This is a genomic window from Flavobacterium sp. HTF (genome assembly GCF_003105115.1).
Classification (GTDB): domain Bacteria; phylum Bacteroidota; class Bacteroidia; order Flavobacteriales; family Flavobacteriaceae; genus Flavobacterium.
On sequence record NZ_QETH01000078.1, the window covers coordinates 1 to 20,291 of the forward strand.

Genomic DNA, 20,291 nt, shown 5'->3' on the forward strand with positions numbered 1-20,291 from the left:
TCTTAATCTTTTTTTTAAGAACTTTAATCTTTTTCTCTTCAGAACTTAATATTGGATTCCCTTTACCTGGAAAGCTTGCATCTCCCTTCTTTTTTAAAATATTTCGCCACAAAGACAGAGATTTTATACCTATTTGTAAATCTCTAGCCGTTTGGGTTACATTTCCATTTTCATAGCTTAGTTGAATAGCTTTTAATTTGAAATCTCGGTTATAATGTATCCTCTTCTTTTTCATGATTAATATTATTAAATTCCTCAGGTGACTTGTAATTAAGACTGGAATGTATTCTTTTTTTATTATACCATTTTTCTATGTATTCACGTATTAGGATTTTCATTTCAGTTGTCGTTAATAATCTCTTCTGTTTATAGATTGCTTCTCTCTTTAAAGTATTAAAAAAACTTTCCGCAACAGCATTATCATAACTGTCTCCCGTTCGACTCATACTTGGTTTACAATTATATTCAGCCAATTTATTAGTAAACAATTTATTTGCATACTGAATTCCTTTATCAGAATGGAATATTAATCCTTCTGTAACGGGACGATTAGCTATTGCTTTTTCAAAAGCAGGTAAAGTTGTAACCTTAGTAGAAAGTCCAGAACTCAAATGCCATCCTATTATTTTTCTATCATACAAGTCGATGACGACAGTTAGATATGAAAATCTTCTATCAATCCGAATATAAGTTATATCTGAAACCCATACTTTGGACGGTTTATCAACTTTAAATTGCCTGTTTAAAATGTTTGGAGCAATACATAAATTATGTTTTGAATTGGTTGTAGCTTTGAATTTCTTTTTTACTATACTGCGCAATCCAAGCTGTGTCATATGAAAAGACACTTGAGTGTCAGATATTTGAAATCCGCGTTTGAAAAGTTCTCGGGTAATGAGTATACTTCCTTTATGTTGCTTGAATTCAAAAAATATTGAAGTTATTTCTTTTCTAAGCAAATATATACGAGTTTCCCTTTTTGAATAAGGTTGCTTGGTCCATAAATCATAAGTGGAATGAGAAGCGCCTAAGACTTCGCACATCTTAAGCAAAGGGTATTTATCTCTGTTCTGATGTATGAAATTACAAAGTACCTGCTTACCTTGATGCATATATTTCAGTCCTTTTTCCAGTATTTCTAATCGTAGTTGGGAATCTGTAAGTTTCTTTTCTAATTCGTAGATTTCCTTGTTTTCAAAATATACTCTTTTGATACCTAAACCTGGGAAACTTCCTTTTCCAAACTTAAGGTAGGTACTACGCCATTTAGAAAGCATTTTAGGTTTGATACCTAATTCTTCTGCAGTTTCTAAAACCGTATTTCTTAAATAACTTAGTCGCACTGCATTCTCTTTGAAGATAGGATCGTAATGTCTAATATTCTCTTTCATACTGTAAAGTTAACCTAAGCATACACGTCTGACTATCAAAAACTTAATTATTATTAAAAACTAAGATGCACACCAGTTCAATCCTCCCCTCGCGCTAGCCCTATTAAAACTAAACCACCTCGCCCTCCAAATGAATCTTATGCAAATCATCCATTAATTCCATTTCATCTTCTGGCAATAACTGCAAGGCAATTTCAAGTAAAGTCATTACATTAATATCACTATTGTTTGTAAAACTTGACAAACTTTTAGCATCTTGATTAAGCAGAATAATACTTGCTTTTAGCAAATCTGAAACCATTAGATTTAATTCGTTATATGAAGTTATTTTTAGCGGTATAATAAATGTATTTTCTTTTTTATTTTCCCGTTTTAGTTTGGTGAAATAGTTTGATTTAGTCATTAATTTTAATAATGATTTGGCTTGTTCTTTATTTTTCATGTTCAAAATATATAAGATTTAATTTACAAATAAAAACAAATATACAAAATTTCAGCGACATACAACCGACTGTTTACATTCACTTAAAAACAATCGATTACTTGTAATTTCATTTCTATGAAAAGAGAAAGAAAAAGTGAAATCCCAGAAGTTGTAAAACAGCTAGGAATCAAGATTAAAGCTATAATTCAGGACAATCAATTAAAACAAAGAGAGGTTGCTCATGATGCTGAAATGGATGTAGAAAGTCTAAGAAAATACATTAAAGGCTCTCAGGAAATGAAAATAAGTACTCTGTTTAAAATTGCGCAGGCCTTAACAATTCATCCCAGCGAATTGATTAAGGATTTGTAGATGGATTTTATTAAAAAAATTTCGATACCCTATTTTGTGTTATTTGTTTTTTTTATGTTTTATAAACCCGTGATTTGTTTCTTAATGCTTGGAATATTTGCACTGGTTTTTGCAGTCTACAGTATTTTATTCTTAAATATAATTCGCAAAAACGGGATAGAAACTACCGGAAAAATTGTGTCTTACGATTCAGACGGAGAAGGATATAAAACACCTGTTATTGAGTTTCAGATTGGTGAAGAAGAAACAATTACAGCAAAACCTTTTTTACATACATCATCAGATTTAGACAAGTTTCGATCTTATCAGGGAAATATATATAAACCCGTAAAAATAATCTACAATTCAGAGAGTCCCGAAAAGTTTATATTAAAAGATAATTCTCATGGCTGTGGCTTAATTATCATAATCATGGCAGGTTTGGTTTTTGCCGGTATTGCAATCGGAAATCTATTGGGGTATAATGATATATTCTAAAACTTTATTTTCTCCGATACGGGAGTTCTCCTTAGCAATGACTTTTTAGAAATTGTTCTAAAAATAACTATTTTTATACTATTATGGATGCAATACTACTTTTTTCAGGATTTATAGTTTTAGTTCTTTTTGCTGTAAATCAGGCTACAACAAAATCGCCTGAGTTGTTGCAGAAGGAAAAATTGCAAATGCAGGAAAAAGTAAATGTTTTAAAGAACGATATCACAGACTGGAAACCCGATTCTTTAAAAAACATTACAAACGGCATGGACTATTCTTTTGTAAAAAGTATGTCAAATATCTTAACCGGGGTAATTAATTCTAATGAGGGTTTGCCGGTTATTGCGTTTCAAAGAATAGACAGAGGGATTTTAGTAAACAGCCGAATACTGGCAGCCAGTACCGATTTTAAAGTCTATTGCGAATTTAAAAATGAAGAAAAACTATTCTTTTTTAATGATGTATACCTGGGAAAAATAGTAAAACATTTTGATATACTGGATGCTGCAAACAATAAAATAGGACGATGTGACCGAAATAATTCAGAAAACCAGACTAGTTTTAAACTGGAATTCAGATTTGGAGAAGCAGCCCGGATTTGCAAAAATGCCGATAGAAAAAACATCGGTAAACAAAATTATCGTAAGCGCGGTGAGTGGAAATCCAGACTGGTTGTTCGCGACATTCCGCCACCTGTTACCCTACTACAATCTATCAATACCACCGACGAAGAAGAATTAAAATGGGTTATTTCCCTGACGGTATTTGAAGCTGTTTATTATGGATTTAGTTTCGTTTCATAAATACATTTTGTGCCAATTAAAATTTAGTTTAAAATGGAAAATTTCGACTGGACATCCTTCACCAAAAAAATAGCGGTTAAAGCTGCACTCAGTGACATTTATAATGCCTGGACAATGGCAGGCGAACTGGAAAAATGGTTTCTCGAAAAAGTCTCTTTTTTTGATACAAATCAGAAACCGGTCAGCAAAGACCAAAACGTTTCAGATGGCTACACTTATGAATGGCTCTGGTATTTATACAAAGACACAATGTTGGGGAAAATCATTTCTGCCAACGGAAAAGACCAATTGCAGTTTACGTTTGAAGGAAACTGTCTTGTAGATATAAAATTGAGCGAAAACAAGGGTTATACCATAGTCGAACTCCGTCATCATAATATCCCGACAGATGATTATTCGAAACAATACATCAGGCTGGGCTGTGCCAACGGCTGGCATTTTTATCTCACCAATCTTAAATCGGTTTATGAAGGCGGACTGGATTTGCGTAACAGGGATGAGGACTTAAATCCGATGATTAATAATTAATGGCATCTTATTTAAACCTAAAACAGAAAATGAAAAAAATTATTGGATTAATTTTAGTCGTGGCGCTTCTTGTATTCGCTTATCGTTACGTTTCTAATTTCCTTTGCGAATGCGAAGTCAAGTGTAAAAATTGTGCTACAACATCTCCAAATCTTCAATTTTCTAAAGAGTCCGGTTTTTATATCGGAACCTATACGCCTTCTTCTGATACGATTCAATTGAAGAATTATAACGAGCAAATCGTCATCAGTGCTGTTTGGGCTGAAAAATCCTGGTTCAGAAATACAGATGACTGCGAATCTCCAAAACTGGAAAAAACAGAAGGATATAATGTAGTTATTGAATTTAGTAAAACTAAAAAAGAATTTATTTTTGATTTAATGCCTTTAACAACAGACAAATTGGGAATAAAATCGTACGGAATAAATGAAACAAAAAAAGAGATGCAATTTGCAAATCTTCCGAATGAGATAAAAATAATTGTTGAAGAAAGAAATCCTGATGATAATATCGGGTGGACAAAAAGTGTGGTAACAGATACTATAGTTTTAAGCAGAAAAAGAAGTAAATTATTTACCAACTCAAATACACACCAATGACCAAAGATCAAATTTCTAAAGTTTACGGCAAAATTAAATTTGTAGATCATTTTCCTGATTATAAGGTCAAAATCGTAACGACTGTTGCAGACTTAAACATTAAACAGGTCAGCGATTTTCCTGATGCACCGGGCAAATGGAAAATTGTAGATAATTTTCCTGATTTTAAAATACAAATCGTTACCCATTTTCCTGATTTTACGATTAAATATGTTGATATTTTACCGGGAGTTAAGTGATAAAGTAGTGAAAACGAAATTTCAGTTTTTATAATCCCAAATTGTCCGGATGAAAAGAATTGATGTTTTTAAAAAGAAAAGAATTTGCTGTACTAATTTAGATATGCAAAAAATAAGACCATGAGAAAACTGAAACTACAAATGAACATCACAATCGATGGATTTGTTGGACGCAAAAATGGCGAACTCGACTGGATGCTGACAGAAACCGACGAAAAACAGATTCAATATCTTAAAAGTATCACTAAAAATACCGATACTATTCTGCTGGGCAGAAACATGGCAGAAACAGCGATTCCGCATTGGCAGGAAATTGCAGAAAGCGGTGTTGAAAATTCAGAAACCGAATTTGCAAAATTCTTTACCGAAACGCAGAAAATCATTTTCAGCAAAACATTAAAAAACAGTGATGCCAAAAATGCAACAATAGAAAATGGAGCGCTAAACGAAGCCATTCGAAAACTAAAAACCAAATCCGGCAGTGATATGATTGTATATGGAGGCGCCCGGTTTGTTTCTTCGCTGTTAGCAGAAAATCTTATTGACGAACTGAATTTGTTTGTACATCCTGTTTCGCTTGGAAAAGGTTTGTCCATTTTTAATGCCGAATCAAAATTGAAGCTGACAAAATCAGAATTTTACAACAACGGAATTGTACTTCACCAATACGAACTTAAATAAACTTGCACCTAAAAGCTTTCTAACACAGTATTTTCACAGCAAAAAGAAAAAAAATACTCGTGTATCGTCTTACTCTCCCAGCTTCGGGATAGCAACTCTTTTGCAAAAAATACCTATTTTCGCCTATAATTAAGAAAAGAGAAAATGAAGGTCTGTATTGCCGAGAAACCAAGTGTAGCACGTGAAATCGCATCTGTTTTGGGTGCCAATACCAAGCATGATGGCTATTACGAGGGGAACGGTTATGCCGTGACCTACACCTTTGGGCATTTATGTACCTTAAAAGAACCCAACGACTATAAACCACACTGGAAAAGCTGGGATCTGAACAATCTCCCGATGCTTCCGGAAAAGTTCGAAACCAAAGTGGTTCAGAATTCGGGGATTCAAAAACAGTTTAAAATCATCAAAAGTCTTTTCGACAAAGCCGAAGTGGTCATCAACTGCGGGGATGCCGGACAGGAAGGAGAGCTGATTCAGCGCTGGGTAATGAACGAAGCAAATTACAAAGGCGAAATACAACGTTTATGGATTTCGTCACTTACAACAGAAGCTATAAAGGAAGGTTTTGAAAACTTAAAACCTTCTGCCAATTACGATAATTTATACTATGCCGGATTTTCCAGAGCCATTGGCGACTGGCTTTTGGGTATGAATGCCACACGTTTGTACACTGTAAAACATGGCGGTTACAAACAGGTTTTGTCTATCGGGCGCGTACAGACGCCAACACTGGCAATGGTGGTAGATCGTTTCAGGGAAATCGAAAACTTTAAACCGCAGCCCTATTGGGAATTGCAGACTTTGTACCGCGAAACGCTTTTCAGTTATGAAGAAGGCCGTTTTTTAAATAAAGAAGATGGTCAAATCCTGGCTGAAAAAGTAAAAGAAAGTGATTTCGAAATTGTTTCTGTCGATAAAAAGAACGGAAACGAATATGCACCAAAGCTTTTTGACTTAACCGGTTTGCAGGTATATTGCAACCAGAAGTTTGGTTTTTCGGCAGAAGAAACGCTCAAAATTGCACAGACTTTGTACGAGCAAAAAGTAATTACGTATCCCAGAGTAGATACCACTTTTTTACCGAATGATATTTATCCGAAAGTGCCGGGAATTCTGCAAAAATTAACCAATTATGCCGAATTGACCCAGCCGGTTTTAGAGAAAAAAATCAAAAAATCGCCAAAGGTTTTCAATGACAAAAAAGTAACCGATCACCATGCGATTATTCCAACGGGAGTTCAAAATAATCTGGCATACAACCAGCAACAGGTTTACGATATTATTACCAGACGTTTTATTGCGGTTTTTTATGATGATTGCCTCGTTGCCAATACGACAGTAATCGGAAAAGCGGCTGAGGTTATGTTTAAGGCAACGGGAAAAGAAATCCTGAAAAAAGGTTTCCGTGTGGTTTTTGAAGATCCGAATGCCAAAGAAAAAGAAGCCGATTTACTGCCGGGTTTTGTTGTGGGCGAAAAAGGGCCGCACGAACCATCATTCCTTCAAAAAGAAACCAAACCGCCCAATCAGTTTACCGAAGCGACTTTACTGCGTGCGATGGAAACTGCCGGAAAACAGGTTGATGACGAAGATTTGCGTGAATTGATGAAAGAAAACGGAATCGGGCGTCCGTCAACGCGTGCGAATATTATTGAAACGCTTTTTAAACGTCAGTATATTGTTCGAAACAAAAAACAGGTTTTACCAACTTTAACGGGAATCCAACTGATTGATACGATTCAGAATGAATTGGTAAAATCGGCCGAACTAACCGGTAGCTGGGAAAAGCAGCTGAAAGATATTGAAAAAGGAACTTTTACCGCTGCGGCCTTCATTAAAAACATGAAACGCATGGTCGAAGCTTTGGTGTATGAAGTACGAAGCGAAACCAAACACGCTAATATTTCGCATGCCGCAACAATTCAGAAACCCGTTGTAAAACCCGAAAAAAAGAAAGCTTCGGGAATTTCCGCAGAAACGTGTCCGAAATGCCAGAAAGGAAACCTGATTAAAGGAAAATCGGCTTTTGGATGCAGTGAATATAAATCGGGCTGTGATTTTGTACTGCCTTTTGTTTTTCATGATAAAAAAATCACGGAAGCCCAGTATTTACGATTGGTCCAAAAAGGTTCAACGGTAAACATAAAAGGTTTTAAAACCGATTCCGGTGCTGTAGAAGGTTTAATTCGCTTTGAGGAAAATTACAAACTGAAATTAGAACCAAAGAAAACGGAAGCAAAAACTCCTAACAAAGAAACATCTGATTCGCTAGCTTGCCCGAAATGTAAAAAAGGAACTATTTTAAAAGGCAAAACCGCTTACGGCTGTGCCGAATATAAATCAGGCTGTGACTTTAAAGTGACTTTTGATGAGGTCAGAGCCAAACTAAAAGATCAAAAACCTACCAAAGAATTAGTGTATTCGATTTTACAGGAAAGCGTTTAGATTTTTTTGCTACGAATTTTAGCTAATTATTTTTTCACGCAGATTGGGCAGATCTTGCTGATTCAATTTTGATTATGAATTATTTAGCCACAAATTATACAAATTTTCACAAATTTATTTTTAACGCAGATTGGGCAGATTGAGCTGATTTAATTTTGATTATGAATTATTTTGCCACGAATTTCACGAATTTTCGCTAATTATTTTTCACGCAGATTACGCAGATTGAGCTGATTTTTTAGTTTTATTTTTATAAATCAATCTGCTAAATCTGCTGAATCAGCGTGAGAAAAATATTTTATCTGTAGCTTATATTTACATTACAATTTTAAAAATTAATTCGTGGAAATTAGTGTAATTCGTGGCGAGTATCATTCATTATTTCACGCAGATTGAGCAGATTGAGCTGATTTTTTAGTTCTAATTATAAATAAAATCTGCCGAATCTGCTAATCTGCGTGAGAAGAAAAAAACCTTTTATCTTTCGCTAACATTAAAATTTTAAAAAATTAATTCGTGAAAATTTGTGTAATTCGTGGCAAACTATTTTTTCATTATTTTCACGCAGATTGAGCTGATTTTTTAGTTCTAATTATAAATAAAATCTGCTAAATCTGCCAAATCAGCGTGAGAAGAAAAAAACCTTTATCTGTAGCTTATATTTACTTTACAATTTTAAAAATTAATTCGTGGAAATTAGTGTAATTCGTGGCAAACTATTTTTTTCATACATTAGTACTATCAAAACCTCATAAATATGTTTCAGAAAATTACTCTTTTAGCGCTTTTACTAGCTTTCGTTTCCTGTCAGAAAAAAGAAACAGTGGAGAAAGACAAAATCAAAACTGCGGACTGGCTTATTGGAAACTGGGAAAATAAAAATCCCGATGGTACATTGACCGAAAACTGGCAAAAAGTAAACGATAGTACTTTTAGCGCTACTTCTCTTTTTATTAAAGGAAAAGATACGCTGCATTTAGAACGAATCATTTTATCACAAAAAGGAGAAAAACTGACTTACAGCGCCACTGTAAACGGACAAAATGATAATAAAGCTATTGATTTCCCTTCAACAAGCGAAACGGCAAACAAACTGGTTTTCGAAAATCCACAGCACGATTATCCACAAAAAATCTCTTATACAAAAGGAGCTAATAATACTTTAACAGCTGAAATTTCCGGAAAACTAAATGGGAAAGTGACTACTGAGAAGTTTGTTATGGCGAAGAAATAGTTAAAGTTGAAGCATTAGAATGACGAACTTTATTTACGTTGAAAAAATTTCTCCAATTAGAACTATTCTTGGTAACTTATTGTTCATACCAGGTTTTCTGGCTTTAATTTTAATTAATAAAGGAAATGGTCCGATATTCTTTTTAGTTTATCTATTTACAACATATTGGGGAGTTTTTCTAATTTCAACAGAGGGTTTAGAAATTGATATTCAAAATAAAAAATATAGAAAACTATTTTCAATGTATGGGATAAACATTGGAAGGTTCTGGAATTATTTTCCAGAAACAAAATATATTGCTTTAGTTGAAACCAGGGTAAAACAAACTTTTGGAGCAATGGGTGTTAGATCAAGTGCAACTGCAACAATATCTGAAAAAACAGTTAAGATTAATTTATTCGATAAAAATGAAAAGTATTTTACACTGTACTTTGCAAATAACCGGGATGAGGCTTTGAAAATTGCTGAACAAATTAAACTAGCTTTAAAAATTGAAATTCTAAAGAATTTTTAATCAGTAGTCGTAAAATGTTAAAGAATTTAATCACTATGACTCTGTACTTTTTTATTAGATTAGAACCAAGCAAAAAAACTCAGAACCAAATGCATCTCAAAAATGGAACAATTGTGTTTGTGTTTTTAAAAGAAAAAAATGAATCGTTCCTCCGGAACTTTATTCTTCCAACAAATTTTTTCAACGGATTAAAATCCGTTGCTACAATATGATACATTCCTACGGAATTATCAAACTTTGCGACCTATTCTAATTACAAAGGCTCGAAAAAAACATAGCGTGCTTTGCGGTTAAAATTAAAACTACAAAGAAGAAAAACCTCAGTCCCGAGGCTTCGGGACAGCATCTCAGAACCTTAGCACCTTAAAAAAAATCACTCATTCTCCCCGATCTTATTCACCATAAAAATCATCACTAATCCTAGGAGCGCCATCACCAAAAATGCCCATTTCATATTTAAATATTCCGAAATAAATCCAACCACTGGCGGTACAAGCAAGAAACCGAGATAGCCAATTGTAGCTATAGAGGTTAAGGCCGAACCACTGCTCAATGTAGACGATCTTCCGGCAATGCTATACACTAACGGAATTACACAGGAAACCCCAAATCCGATTAAAACATAGCCAAAAATAGTGGGATAAGCGTATGGGAAAATAAAACAAATAGCAAAACCTATAGTAATTAAAATACCGCTGTAGCGCAAAATTCTTTTAGCACCAAATTTCATTACCCCGTGATCTCCAAAAAAACGTCCTAAGGTTACTGCTGTTGCGAAAAATACAAACGCTGCACTGGTCATTTTGGGAGAAGCTTTTAATATATTCTCAAAATAAATACCACTCCAGTCGTACATTGTGTTTTCACAAGCCATAGAAACGAAACAAATCAGGGCAAACTTTACCAGATTTTTTTCCGGCATTGAGAAGAACTTTTTCTTTACCGGTACGGGTTCATTATGAATACTCATCGGGTAGAAAAAAGCCGTCAGCGCCAGCATAAAAACACTCACCCCCAACAAATGGTGTGACGGTGCAATATGTTGTGTAACCATTACATACCCCAAACCTGCTCCCGAAAAAACGGCAATACTCCAAACAGCATGAAAACGGGTTATGATAGATTTTGGATATAATTTCTGCACCTCAAGCGATTGTGCATTAATCGATAAATTAAAAATATTACGGGAAGCTCCAAAAATTAAAAGTACAATAACCAGTTGCCACACAAAAGCAACCAAACCGGGTAAGGACAACACGATATTAAACATGACAGCGCCCAATAACATAATGTAACGGCTACTGTACTTATTCAACAATTTTCCTGTAAAAGGCATCGTCAGCATCAAACCAATCGGGAATGCAAATAGTACAGCTCCAAACTCAGCTTCAGACAAATGTAATTGTGCCTGAATATGCGGAATTCGGGATACCCACGAAGAATATCCAAAACCTGAAAGGAAGAAAAAAACAGTATTGGCAATTCGATATCCTCTTGGCGTATTCTGAATCTTTTTGAAGAAAGGTAAAATCATGAAGTAATTTTTCTGACTGCAAAAGTAAAACATTTAAAACGTAACTAATCCAAATAGTTAAAAGAAAGTCTCATAAATGTGTTTTTGACATTTAAAAAATCAATATTAAAATAACATTAAAAAATAACTCCGAAAAGGATTGCTCAAATAGTTTTAATCTCTACATTTGCACTGTTTTTATTAAGTCTAAATAATAATTAATTATAAACCAAAGTCAAAACCAATGAATTTTTTAAAATTAAAGCATTTAAAATATCTATCAGCCGTACTGTTTTTTTCTATTTCTACTTTATCAGCACAACAAAACAACGGAAAAATTAAAGGGTCAATCACCACTTCCGACGGCAAACCGGCATCTGATGTAAACATTCTGCTTAAAAACTCAAAATACGGAACAACTGCAAACGAGTATGGCGCTTTTGAATTCAGCAAAGTAAAAGCCAATACCTATACCCTTCAGGTTTCTTTAACAGGTTATGAAACTCTTGAAAAAGAAATCACTGTTACAGAAAATGAAACGACTTCACTTAACTTACAATTAAAAGTTTCTAATAAGGAATTACAGGAAGTAATCATCAGTAACAATAAGATGATTACTAAAAAAACAGATTACGTGGCGAGAATGCCTTTGAATAATCTTGAAAACCCACAGGTTTATAACGTAGTCAGCAAAGAACTTTTAAAAGAACAAATTGCGGTTGACATAAGAAGTGCCGTTCAGAATGCACCAGGTGTTGTTACTAAAATTTATCCTTCTGGAGGACTTGAAATTAGTTTTAGAGGGTTCAGTACAGGCGTTAATGCAAGAAACGGTATGGAAACCCTTACGGGAAGAAGTTCGATTTCTATAGATAATGTTGAGCGTATCGAAGTACTAAAAGGGCCATCGGGAACTTTATTTGGATCATCTGTTTCTTCTTTCGGAGGTGTAGTTAATCTGGTTACCAAAAAGCCTTTTGAAGCTAAAAAAACTGAGATCTCGTATACCGGTGGAAGTTTTGGATTAAATCGCATTGCAGTAGATTTTAATACCCCGCTTACACAGGACAATAAAGTATTGTTTAGAATAAATGCCTCTGCCAGTACAGAAAACAGCTTTTTAGATTACGGTTTCAATAAAACGGTCTTGTTTGCGCCAAGTATTATTTATAAAGCTACAGACAAATTAACGTTGAGCCTCGATACCGAAATTTATAATACAAATAATACACGTCCTGTCTACGGTCGTTCTTATGCGGCAGGAATTACCAACCCAACAGACCTGAAACTGGATTACAGAAAAAGTTTATTTCATGATGATGCCGATGCTAAAACTTCCTCTCCGAAAATTTTTGCTCAGGCAGAATATAAAATATCCGACAACTGGAAGTCTACTACGCTATTTTCTTTTGTAGACGAAAATGTAGCCTATAGTTATCAATATTATACCGTTTGGAATTCTCCAACTGAAGTGCAGAGAATGGTTTCCCGTTTTGGCCCTATCAGCAATAAGTTTACCAATTTGCAGGAAAATATTAATGGTGAATTTTCTACCGGAAGTATTAAACATAAATTACTGGCGGGTGTTAATGCCAGGTTTGCAAAAGGAACATTTAATTACGCAACAACCAAGGCACTAGATGTTATAGATGTTACAAAGGATTTTGAACCTATCAGAAAAAAAGATGTTGATGCAGCCCTTACTGATATGACATTTGGCATTCCAAATGAACAGACCTTTAGCGTTTATGCTTCAGACGTTGTTAGTTTTACGGATCGCTTATCGGTTATGTTAAGTCTTCGACTGGATAACTTCGTACAGAAAAAACTAAAAGATGAAGAAGGCTACGGATACAATCAAACGGCTTTGTCACCAAAATTAGGTTTGGTTTACGAGATAGTTAAGGATCAGGTTTCTCTATTTGGAAATTATATGAATGGTTTTCAAAATGCGGCACCGCAAGATCAGCCTGACGGAAGCAGATTGATCTTAAAACCTATCTATGCAAATCAATATGAAGCAGGTGTCAAAGTAGAAGCATTTGATAAAAAACTGAGTACAACACTTAGTTATTATGATATTATGATTGACAATGCCACAAGAAGCGACTCAGAAGGTTATACTTTTCAGGATGGCAAACAAGTGAGTAAAGGTTTTGATTTTGAATTAATTACAAATCCAATAGCCGGTTTAAACATTATGGCTGGTTTTGCCTATAATGATAACAAAATAAAATCTGCAGATGCAACAAGCAAAGATTACAGAGTAAGCGGCGCACCTGAAAACGTGGTAAACTTCTGGGCTTCCTATAAGTTTCAAAATGTATTAAAGGATTTTGGTCTTGGTTTTGGCGGAAATTATGTTGACAAACAGTATAAATATGAAGACGAAGGATTTTACAGCCCCTCTTATTCTGTATACAACGCGACTGTATTTTATGACAGGCCAAACTGGAGGCTGGGTGTTAAGTGGAATAACTTAACCGACAAAAAATACTGGGATTCTTATGCCATGAGCCAGGCTACCTCAAATATAGCAGCTAATCTGACTATCAGATTCTAATTATTTTTTAATCCTGACTTTTCAAAAAATCCTTATTCGTAAACTGAATAAGGATTTTTGTTATCACAGAAAATCAATTTTTAATTTAAAAAGTAAAGTTTTAAAAATAACAATCGTCAGAATATTATTATTTTTTACATTTGTGTTATTTTTATTAATTCTAAATAGAAATTTTAACTAATTTATAATGCGCATGAGTTACCTCTCCCCACAAAACCGCTCATTCTTTTTTATCTGTTTTTTATTCCTGTTTTCATTTTCTATAGTTTCTGCACAACAAAGTTTTGGAAGCATAAATGGAACCATAACAACCTCCGATGGCCAGCAGGCAGAAGGTGTGTTTCTAATCTTAAAAAACTCCAAATACTCTACAACTTCTAACGAATATGGTGCATTCGAATTAAACAGGGTGAAACCAAATACCTATACTTTACAAATTTCACTGGCAGGATATGAAACCCTTACAAAAGAAGTAACGGTGACTGATAATAAAACTACAAAGCTTCAGCTGCAGCTTACGGTTTCTAACAAACAATTAAAAGAAGTTGTAATTACAAATAACAAAGGAAAAGCTTTTCCGAAACAAAGTACTTATGTTTCTAAAATGCCTCTGAAAAATATCGAAAACCCTCAGGTGTACAATGTTGTTTCTGCTGAAATAATGAAAGAACAGGCCATTACCAATTATGAGGATGCGCTAAAAAACGTTCCGGGAATTCAGAAGCTGTGGGAATCTACAGGACGCGGCGGCGATGGCGGTTCTTATTTTTCTTTGCGCGGGTTTGAAATTCAGTCCAATATTGTAAACGGCTTACCCGGTTTAACAAACGGAAGCCTCGATCCTGCTAATATTGAAAGAATTGAGGTAATCAAAGGCCCGTCGGGAACTTTATTCGGAAGCAGTCTGGTAAGTTACGGAGGTCTTATTAATACGGTAACAAAAAAGCCGTATGAAGGTTTTGGAGGTGAGATTTCATATCTTACCGGAAGCTTTGGACTGAACAGAGCAACGGTAGATGTCAATACGCCTTTAGACGAAAATAAGAATATTTTATTTAGGGTCAATTCAGCTTTTCAGACAGAAAACAGTTTTCAGGATGCCGGTTTCCGTACTTCCTTTTTTATCGCCCCTACTTTATCCTATAAAGTAAATGATAAATTGTCTTTTCTTATTAATACCGAATTTATGGACGAAGAAAAAACAACGCCATCCATGCTGTTTTTAGGAAGAGATGCTCCATTACAATTTGCGAATCTGAAGGAACTGAATTACAATACCGATTTATCCTTTTACAGTAATGATTTGCCTATCAAAAATCCAAAATTCAGTTTGCAGGCTCATATGAATTATAAAATTTCTGCTCAATGGACTTCTCAAACTGTATTTTCAAGAGGAACTTCTAAGTCAAGAGGGTATTACTCTTATATTTATGATAATGAAGACGGAAACAAAGATTTTGCCCTTTGGATTACCAATGAAAAATCACAAACTTCAACTACCGATATTCAGCAGAATTTTACAGGCGATTTTAAAATCGGAAATATGCGCAACCGACTGGTAATCGGGCTTGATTATTTTAAAAGAAATGCTGATTTTGATGGTACGGGTTACGCAAAGCTTTATAATATTACAGCACAAGGAGAAGTCAGACAAATTGATGAACAGAATCCAAATTACCTGACTGTCGAGTCAATTAATAATGCTCTTTCTACAGAACCCGGACCTGATTTTCATTCCGAAGATGCTACGTATAGTGCATACGTTTCGGATGTTCTCAACATCACGCCATCTTTATTGGCCATGGCAAGTTTGAGGGTTGATTATTTTGATACCGAAGGAAATATTAATTCTGATACTGACGATTATGACCAGACTGCCTTTTCACCCAAATTCGGTTTAGTTTATCAGCCTGTAATTGACAAATTATCTGTATTTGCAAATTACATGAATGGATTCAAAAATATTGCTCCTTCCCCAGTTTACGATGTTGACAATAACTATGTGGGCTCAATTGTTTTTGAACCCGAACATGCCAATCAGTTAGAAACGGGTATCAAGGCAAATCTTTTTAGTGACAAATTAACCGGAAGTTTAAGTTATTATATTATTAATGTAGAAAATCTGGTTACAAGCAATCCTTTATTAGGGAGTTTGCAGGGCGGTGAAGCCAGAAGCCAGGGTTTTGAGTTTGATTTGAATGCTTCTCCGGTAAAAGGATTAAGTATTATTGCCGGATATAGTTATAATGACAGTAAAATTACAAAAGGAGACGAAGAAAATGTCTGGCTCCAACAAGGAAAAAGACCGTTTTGGTCAGGTCCAAAAAACTTAGTAAATCTTTGGGCTACCTATAAATTTGACGAAGGATTGCTGCATAATTTTGGTATTGGTTTTGGAGGGAATTATGCCAGCGACAATGCCATACTGGACAGTCCCGTTACCGGAAAATTTGTTTTACCGGAATATACCATTCTTAACGGTTCTGTTTTTTATAATTCAAACAAATTCCGTGTAGCTTTAAACGTAAACAACATAGGAAATAAGGATTATTACAATGGCGGATGGTCTACCGTTAACCCGCAAAAACCGAGAAACGTTGTGGCAAGTTTTGCTTATAAATTCTAAAATAGTTTTCACTTTAAATATAAGGCTTCAAAATCATAATTTCTTAAAATGATTTTGAAGCTTTTTTATGTTTTATTTTTAATTGTTCTAAATAAGGCTTATGTTTGTAAAAAATATCATTATAACAATTTTAAAACTTGATCGTATGAAATCAAATACTTTAAAAACAATAACATTTTTATTTTTAATGTTAGTTGCGAGTCCGTCATTATTTGCTCACGCTCTTTGGATTGAAACAAAAGCAACCGGAACAAAAGGAAAAGCTCAGGAAATTTCTGTTTATTTTGGAGAATTCTCTGAGAACGACATTACAAAAGCTGACAAATGGTTTTCTGATTTAAAAGATTTTAGTTTGATACTTGTTAGTCCTTCAAAAAAAGAAACTAAACTTACTACAAAAGCTTTAGACAATAAATACCAGGCATTTTTTACACCGGATGAAGATGGCGTTTACACGATCGTAATGCACCATACTGTAGGAGATGTTTACGGTACAATGAAGTTAGATTACAATTCCAGCGCTACAGTTGTTGTCGGAAACAAAACTGCCGGAAATTCTATAGCTGCAAACACAAATAAAATTGCCGTTTTCTCTGAAAATGCAGATATTGCCAAAAAGAACGCAAAAATATCCGGTGTTGCCTCATACGACGGTGCAATAGCTAAAGAAGCTAAAATCAAAGTAATTGCTCCAAACGGATGGGAAAAAGAATTATGGACAAATGATAAAGGTGAATTTTCTTTTACCCCAATCTGGTCAGGAAATTATATGGTTGAATATGCTCACACAGACAAATCTGCAGGAGAACACAACGGTAAAAAATATGATGAAATCTGGAAAATGGCTACTTACCAAATCGTTGTAAAATAGTCTTTAAAAAATATTTGAATCTATTTCTAAATGAAACCTTGCTTAACCGGCAAGGTTTTTTTATATCCTTTTTTTTAGGATTTGGGATTATCAACTTATAATCAAAAGCAGATTAAACTCCAAAATATTAAGCAAATCTTAAGACAAAACTAAGCTAATTTTAAGTTCAAAAATTCCCTAATAAATTGTTAAAAAAACATTGCTACAGTATATTTGCGATCAATTATTTTAATTGAATCTAAATAAATAACATGAAATATAATTTACTACTTGCATTAGGATTAATAAGCTTTGCCTCATATAGTCAGGATTATTCAAGTACTGAAACGACCGTTAGTGCAACTGATACTGTAAAAAATAAAAAAGGAGAAATTCTAAACGAAGTAATTGTTACTAAAAACAAAGAGCCAAAACCTGTTACTGCAGTTCGCTCTGGTTTAAAACCAATGGATAATCCTCAGAGCATACAAGTTATAGGTTCTGAAATAATTGAGCAGCAACAAGCAATTCGTTTGAGCGAGGTTATAAAAAATGCAAATGGTGTTTATGTAGGTTCAGCACGTGGTGGTGCTCAGGAATCCTTTTTCTCAAGAGGATATGATATGAGTGCAAACAATATGTTTAAAAATGGTTTTCGATATAATGCCGGATCAATTCCTGAAGTTTCCGGTTTGGAAAAAGTGGAATTTCTAAAAGGAGGTTCTGCCCTGCTGTTTGGAAATGTCGCTCCAGGCGGAATATTGAATCTGGTAACTAAGATACCTTCATTTAAAAGTGGCGGCGAGATCTCGATGCAGACAGGAAGTTATTCTTTCTACAAACCTGCTTTTGATTTTTACGGGCCTCTTAGCAAATCTGTCGCTTTTAGAATTAATGGTTCTTATGAAAATTCAGAAAGCTTTAGAGATGTCGTAAAAAACGAGCGTTTATATATCAATCCATCGTTACTATTTGATATCAGTACAAAAACACAAATTACCCTTCAGGGAGATTATTTAACAGCAGACTGGACTCCGGACTTCGGAACTGGAATTGTCGGAAAGGAAATTCTTGATTTACCGCGCAATGCTTTTTACGGAGCACTTTGGTCAAACGGAAATACTAAATCTTCAAGCGCTTCTGTATTATTAAATCACGATTTTAATAAAAACTGGAAGCTTAATTTTAATTCCTCTTTTCAAAATTACAACAGAACGTCAAAATCTACTGCGCAATTATCTACAATAAAAGAAAACGGTGACTGGACAAGACCATTGGTACAAAACAAAAACCTGGAACAAATACTTGGTGACCAATTAAGTTTGCAGGGTAATTTTAGCACTGGAACAATCAAACATCAAATTTATACAGGCGCAGATTGGGAAAATTCTTTTGCAACTGCTTACACGTATGCATTTAGTCCTGCAAATTACGATACTATAAACCTTTACAATTTTGATCCTTCAACACAAAGAAATGATATTCCGAATGCAAGAGCTACTCAAATTGTAAAAACAGAAACAAATCGTTTTGGTGCTTACTTTCAGGATTTTATATCAATCACAGAAAAAATCAAAGTTTTGGCAGGTATCAGATGGTCGTGGCAGGAAGCAGAAGTTACCACTTATAAAGAGACAACTGCCGGAGCAGGGAATCCGGAAAAAGCAACTCCTGCGATTACTCCAAAACGTTTAGATAATGCTTTTTCGCCTAAAGCAGGAATAGTATATCAGCCAACAAAAGAAATTTCAGTGTTTGGTAGCTACTCTAGTTCATTTACTCCAAATACTGGTACAACAGTAAATTTACAGCCTATAGAAGCATCTATAATCGACCAGTACGAAGCCGGAATCAAAACTGATTTCTTAAAAGGCTTATTGAGTACCAATGTTACTGTTTATCAAATTACGAACAGTAATCTGGCTCAGACTGCCCCTAATAAAGCAGACGGAAGCCTAAACGTAGATAGTTCTCTTAAAATAATAGGCGGAGCAACAAAAAGTAAAGGTATTGAAATTGACGTTACTGCAAATCCAGTTGAAGGTTTGAACATCATGGCGGGATACAGTTATAATGATATGCGTTATACAAAAACCTCTGGTACCAACGGAAGTTTTGTTGAAGGAGATCGTGTTGCAAGAACACCACAGACTACGGCCAACTTAAGCTTCTTTTATAAAGTACCAACTGGATTCTTTAAAGGAGTAAGTATTGGAGCTATTGGCAACTATATCGGAGAACGTTTAGGCGGATGGAATGACGATTATTTATGGACGCCGATCACACCAGCTCCAGCTCCACCGGCGCTTCCATATACTGTAACCATAAGAGATCGTGATATTCCACTAGATGGTTATACCACAATTGATGTTTCTGCAGGTTATGAATGGAGAAAGTTTTCAATATTATGTAAATTATCAAATATTACAAATGAATTGAATTATACGGTACACGAAAATTATAGTGTTAACCCAATTGCGCCTCGTCAGATCATGACAAGCTTACGTTATAAATTCTAAAATCAGAATCATGAAAAAAATCAAAGCAAGAAATCTACATCGTGATTTAGGCTATTTTTATATTGGGTTAATTGTTTCTTTTGCTTTCTCGGGTTTAATGATGAATCATCGGGAATACTGGCATCCGGAAAAATATACTACCGAAACAAAAGCAATTCAGATTAGTCTTCCTGCAGAAGAAAATCTAAATGAAAAATATGCTGAAGAGTTAGGAAAGGAATTAAACATCGATGATAAAATTCGTCGTCAGGGAGCTAAAAAAGGAACTTATAAAATTTCTTTTGAAAATCACGATGTCGAAATTGACATAAAAACGGGAAAAGGAGAAATTGTTTCCTTTATGAAAACCCCAATTATTAGTCAGACAATGAAAATTCATAAAAGCACTTCGAACTGGTGGATTTATTATTCTGATATTTTTGCTTTGAGTTTAATCACAATTGCAATAACCGGTACATTTATTATTAAAGTAGGAAAATTTAGTTTTAAAAACCGTGGATGGAAATTAGC

Annotated in this window: 19 protein-coding genes; 15 read left to right on the forward strand and 4 right to left on the reverse strand. The window is 34.5% G+C overall.

Annotation, left to right across the window (positions count from 1 at the left end; genetic code table 11):
* From DCO46_RS17870 to DCO46_RS17880, 3 genes are all read right to left on the reverse strand, one after another.
* Nucleotides 1-235: transposase (locus DCO46_RS17870; RefSeq protein WP_133244612.1), on the reverse strand; the 235-nt coding region annotated here is incomplete at its 3' end.
* A complete protein-coding gene (locus tag DCO46_RS17875) occupies nucleotides 210-1,391 on the reverse strand; it encodes an IS3 family transposase (protein ID WP_116753854.1) in 1,182 nt (393 codons plus the stop codon). The genes DCO46_RS17870 and DCO46_RS17875, both read right to left, overlap by 26 nt.
* Before the next feature lie 109 nt (nucleotides 1,392-1,500).
* Nucleotides 1,501-1,833: a hypothetical protein gene (locus DCO46_RS17880; RefSeq protein ID WP_116753855.1), complete on the reverse strand. Its 333-nt coding sequence runs from the start codon at nucleotides 1,831-1,833 to the stop codon at nucleotides 1,501-1,503.
* Nucleotides 1,834-1,950: 117 nt separating this feature from the next.
* On the opposite strand from DCO46_RS17880, the gene DCO46_RS17885 reads away from it, so the two are divergent.
* From DCO46_RS17885 to DCO46_RS17930, 10 genes are all read left to right on the forward strand, one after another.
* Complete coding sequence (locus tag DCO46_RS17885) at nucleotides 1,951-2,187, forward strand: helix-turn-helix domain-containing protein (protein WP_116753856.1); 237 nt, start codon at nucleotides 1,951-1,953, stop codon at nucleotides 2,185-2,187.
* A gap of 84 nt (nucleotides 2,188-2,271) precedes the next feature.
* Nucleotides 2,272-2,664: a DUF3592 domain-containing protein gene (locus tag DCO46_RS17890; protein ID WP_124019579.1), complete on the forward strand. Its 393-nt coding sequence runs from the start codon at nucleotides 2,272-2,274 to the stop codon at nucleotides 2,662-2,664.
* 83 nt (nucleotides 2,665-2,747) lie between these two features.
* Nucleotides 2,748-3,467: a hypothetical protein gene (locus DCO46_RS17895; RefSeq protein ID WP_116753858.1), complete on the forward strand. Its 720-nt coding sequence runs from the start codon at nucleotides 2,748-2,750 to the stop codon at nucleotides 3,465-3,467.
* Nucleotides 3,468-3,500: 33 nt separating this feature from the next.
* The gene (locus DCO46_RS17900) at nucleotides 3,501-3,995 is read left to right on the forward strand and encodes an SRPBCC family protein (protein WP_116753859.1); all 495 of its coding nucleotides are present in this window, start codon (nucleotides 3,501-3,503) and stop codon (nucleotides 3,993-3,995) included.
* Nucleotides 3,996-4,024: 29 nt separating this feature from the next.
* Nucleotides 4,025-4,594 carry a hypothetical protein gene (locus DCO46_RS17905; RefSeq protein ID WP_124019580.1) on the forward strand — a complete coding sequence of 190 codons (570 nt, stop codon included), beginning with the start codon at nucleotides 4,025-4,027 and terminating at the stop codon, nucleotides 4,592-4,594.
* Nucleotides 4,591-4,833 carry a hypothetical protein gene (locus DCO46_RS17910; RefSeq protein ID WP_116753861.1) on the forward strand — a complete coding sequence of 81 codons (243 nt, stop codon included), beginning with the start codon at nucleotides 4,591-4,593 and terminating at the stop codon, nucleotides 4,831-4,833. Before DCO46_RS17905 ends, DCO46_RS17910 begins: the two co-directional genes overlap by 4 nt.
* A 120-nt stretch (nucleotides 4,834-4,953) precedes the next feature.
* Nucleotides 4,954-5,514, forward strand: coding sequence for a dihydrofolate reductase family protein (locus DCO46_RS17915; protein WP_116753862.1), 561 nt, complete (start codon nucleotides 4,954-4,956; stop codon nucleotides 5,512-5,514).
* Nucleotides 5,515-5,658: 144 nt separating this feature from the next.
* The gene (locus tag DCO46_RS17920; protein WP_116753863.1) at nucleotides 5,659-7,962 is read left to right on the forward strand and encodes a type IA DNA topoisomerase; all 2,304 of its coding nucleotides are present in this window, start codon (nucleotides 5,659-5,661) and stop codon (nucleotides 7,960-7,962) included.
* Between the two features lie 757 nt (nucleotides 7,963-8,719).
* Complete coding sequence (locus tag DCO46_RS17925; RefSeq protein WP_116753864.1) at nucleotides 8,720-9,196, forward strand: DUF6265 family protein; 477 nt, start codon at nucleotides 8,720-8,722, stop codon at nucleotides 9,194-9,196.
* A 19-nt stretch (nucleotides 9,197-9,215) separates the two neighbouring features.
* Nucleotides 9,216-9,710 carry a hypothetical protein gene (locus tag DCO46_RS17930; protein ID WP_116753865.1) on the forward strand — a complete coding sequence of 165 codons (495 nt, stop codon included), beginning with the start codon at nucleotides 9,216-9,218 and terminating at the stop codon, nucleotides 9,708-9,710.
* Between the two features lie 373 nt (nucleotides 9,711-10,083).
* Here DCO46_RS17930 and DCO46_RS17940 read toward each other — a convergent pair whose 3' ends face one another.
* Complete coding sequence (locus DCO46_RS17940; RefSeq protein ID WP_116753867.1) at nucleotides 10,084-11,244, reverse strand: MFS transporter; 1,161 nt, start codon at nucleotides 11,242-11,244, stop codon at nucleotides 10,084-10,086.
* A gap of 223 nt (nucleotides 11,245-11,467) precedes the next feature.
* On the opposite strand from DCO46_RS17940, the gene DCO46_RS17945 reads away from it, so the two are divergent.
* From DCO46_RS17945 to DCO46_RS17965, 5 genes are all read left to right on the forward strand, one after another.
* The gene (locus DCO46_RS17945; RefSeq protein WP_116753868.1) at nucleotides 11,468-13,786 is read left to right on the forward strand and encodes a TonB-dependent receptor; all 2,319 of its coding nucleotides are present in this window, start codon (nucleotides 11,468-11,470) and stop codon (nucleotides 13,784-13,786) included.
* 193 nt (nucleotides 13,787-13,979) lie between these two features.
* The gene (locus tag DCO46_RS17950; protein WP_116753869.1) at nucleotides 13,980-16,412 is read left to right on the forward strand and encodes a TonB-dependent receptor; all 2,433 of its coding nucleotides are present in this window, start codon (nucleotides 13,980-13,982) and stop codon (nucleotides 16,410-16,412) included.
* Nucleotides 16,413-16,557: 145 nt separating this feature from the next.
* The gene (locus tag DCO46_RS17955; protein WP_116753872.1) at nucleotides 16,558-17,283 is read left to right on the forward strand and encodes a DUF4198 domain-containing protein; all 726 of its coding nucleotides are present in this window, start codon (nucleotides 16,558-16,560) and stop codon (nucleotides 17,281-17,283) included.
* A 251-nt stretch (nucleotides 17,284-17,534) separates the two neighbouring features.
* Nucleotides 17,535-19,781 (forward strand): TonB-dependent siderophore receptor, encoded by a 2,247-nt coding sequence (locus DCO46_RS17960; protein WP_116753870.1) that lies wholly within the window; start codon nucleotides 17,535-17,537, stop codon nucleotides 19,779-19,781.
* A gap of 10 nt (nucleotides 19,782-19,791) precedes the next feature.
* Nucleotides 19,792-20,291 (forward strand): PepSY-associated TM helix domain-containing protein (locus DCO46_RS17965; protein ID WP_116753871.1); only part of this gene is annotated, 500 nt, incomplete at its 3' end.

What these genes read in the sequence shown, in the direction of transcription:
- DCO46_RS17895 (WP_116753858.1), top strand. Translation starts at nt 2,748, where the DNA reads ATGGATGCAATACTACTTTTTTCAGGATTTATAGTTTTAGTTCTTTTT.
- DCO46_RS17930 (WP_116753865.1), top strand. Translation starts at nt 9,216, where the DNA reads ATGACGAACTTTATTTACGTTGAAAAAATTTCTCCAATTAGAACTATT.
- DCO46_RS17910 (WP_116753861.1), top strand. Translation starts at nt 4,591, where the DNA reads ATGACCAAAGATCAAATTTCTAAAGTTTACGGCAAAATTAAATTTGTA.
- DCO46_RS17955 (WP_116753872.1), top strand. Translation starts at nt 16,558, where the DNA reads ATGAAATCAAATACTTTAAAAACAATAACATTTTTATTTTTAATGTTA.
- DCO46_RS17915 (WP_116753862.1), top strand. Translation starts at nt 4,954, where the DNA reads ATGAGAAAACTGAAACTACAAATGAACATCACAATCGATGGATTTGTT.
- DCO46_RS17920 (WP_116753863.1), top strand. Translation starts at nt 5,659, where the DNA reads ATGAAGGTCTGTATTGCCGAGAAACCAAGTGTAGCACGTGAAATCGCA.
- DCO46_RS17925 (WP_116753864.1), top strand. Translation starts at nt 8,720, where the DNA reads ATGTTTCAGAAAATTACTCTTTTAGCGCTTTTACTAGCTTTCGTTTCC.
- DCO46_RS17940 (WP_116753867.1), bottom strand. Translation starts at nt 11,244, where the DNA reads ATGATTTTACCTTTCTTCAAAAAGATTCAGAATACGCCAAGAGGATAT.
- DCO46_RS17880 (WP_116753855.1), bottom strand. Translation starts at nt 1,833, where the DNA reads ATGAAAAATAAAGAACAAGCCAAATCATTATTAAAATTAATGACTAAA.
- DCO46_RS17960 (WP_116753870.1), top strand. Translation starts at nt 17,535, where the DNA reads ATGAAATATAATTTACTACTTGCATTAGGATTAATAAGCTTTGCCTCA.
- DCO46_RS17945 (WP_116753868.1), top strand. Translation starts at nt 11,468, where the DNA reads ATGAATTTTTTAAAATTAAAGCATTTAAAATATCTATCAGCCGTACTG.
- DCO46_RS17905 (WP_124019580.1), top strand. Translation starts at nt 4,025, where the DNA reads ATGAAAAAAATTATTGGATTAATTTTAGTCGTGGCGCTTCTTGTATTC.
- DCO46_RS17885 (WP_116753856.1), top strand. Translation starts at nt 1,951, where the DNA reads ATGAAAAGAGAAAGAAAAAGTGAAATCCCAGAAGTTGTAAAACAGCTA.
- DCO46_RS17890 (WP_124019579.1), top strand. Translation starts at nt 2,272, where the DNA reads ATGCTTGGAATATTTGCACTGGTTTTTGCAGTCTACAGTATTTTATTC.
- DCO46_RS17900 (WP_116753859.1), top strand. Translation starts at nt 3,501, where the DNA reads ATGGAAAATTTCGACTGGACATCCTTCACCAAAAAAATAGCGGTTAAA.
- DCO46_RS17875 (WP_116753854.1), bottom strand. Translation starts at nt 1,391, where the DNA reads ATGAAAGAGAATATTAGACATTACGATCCTATCTTCAAAGAGAATGCA.
- DCO46_RS17950 (WP_116753869.1), top strand. Translation starts at nt 13,980, where the DNA reads ATGAGTTACCTCTCCCCACAAAACCGCTCATTCTTTTTTATCTGTTTT.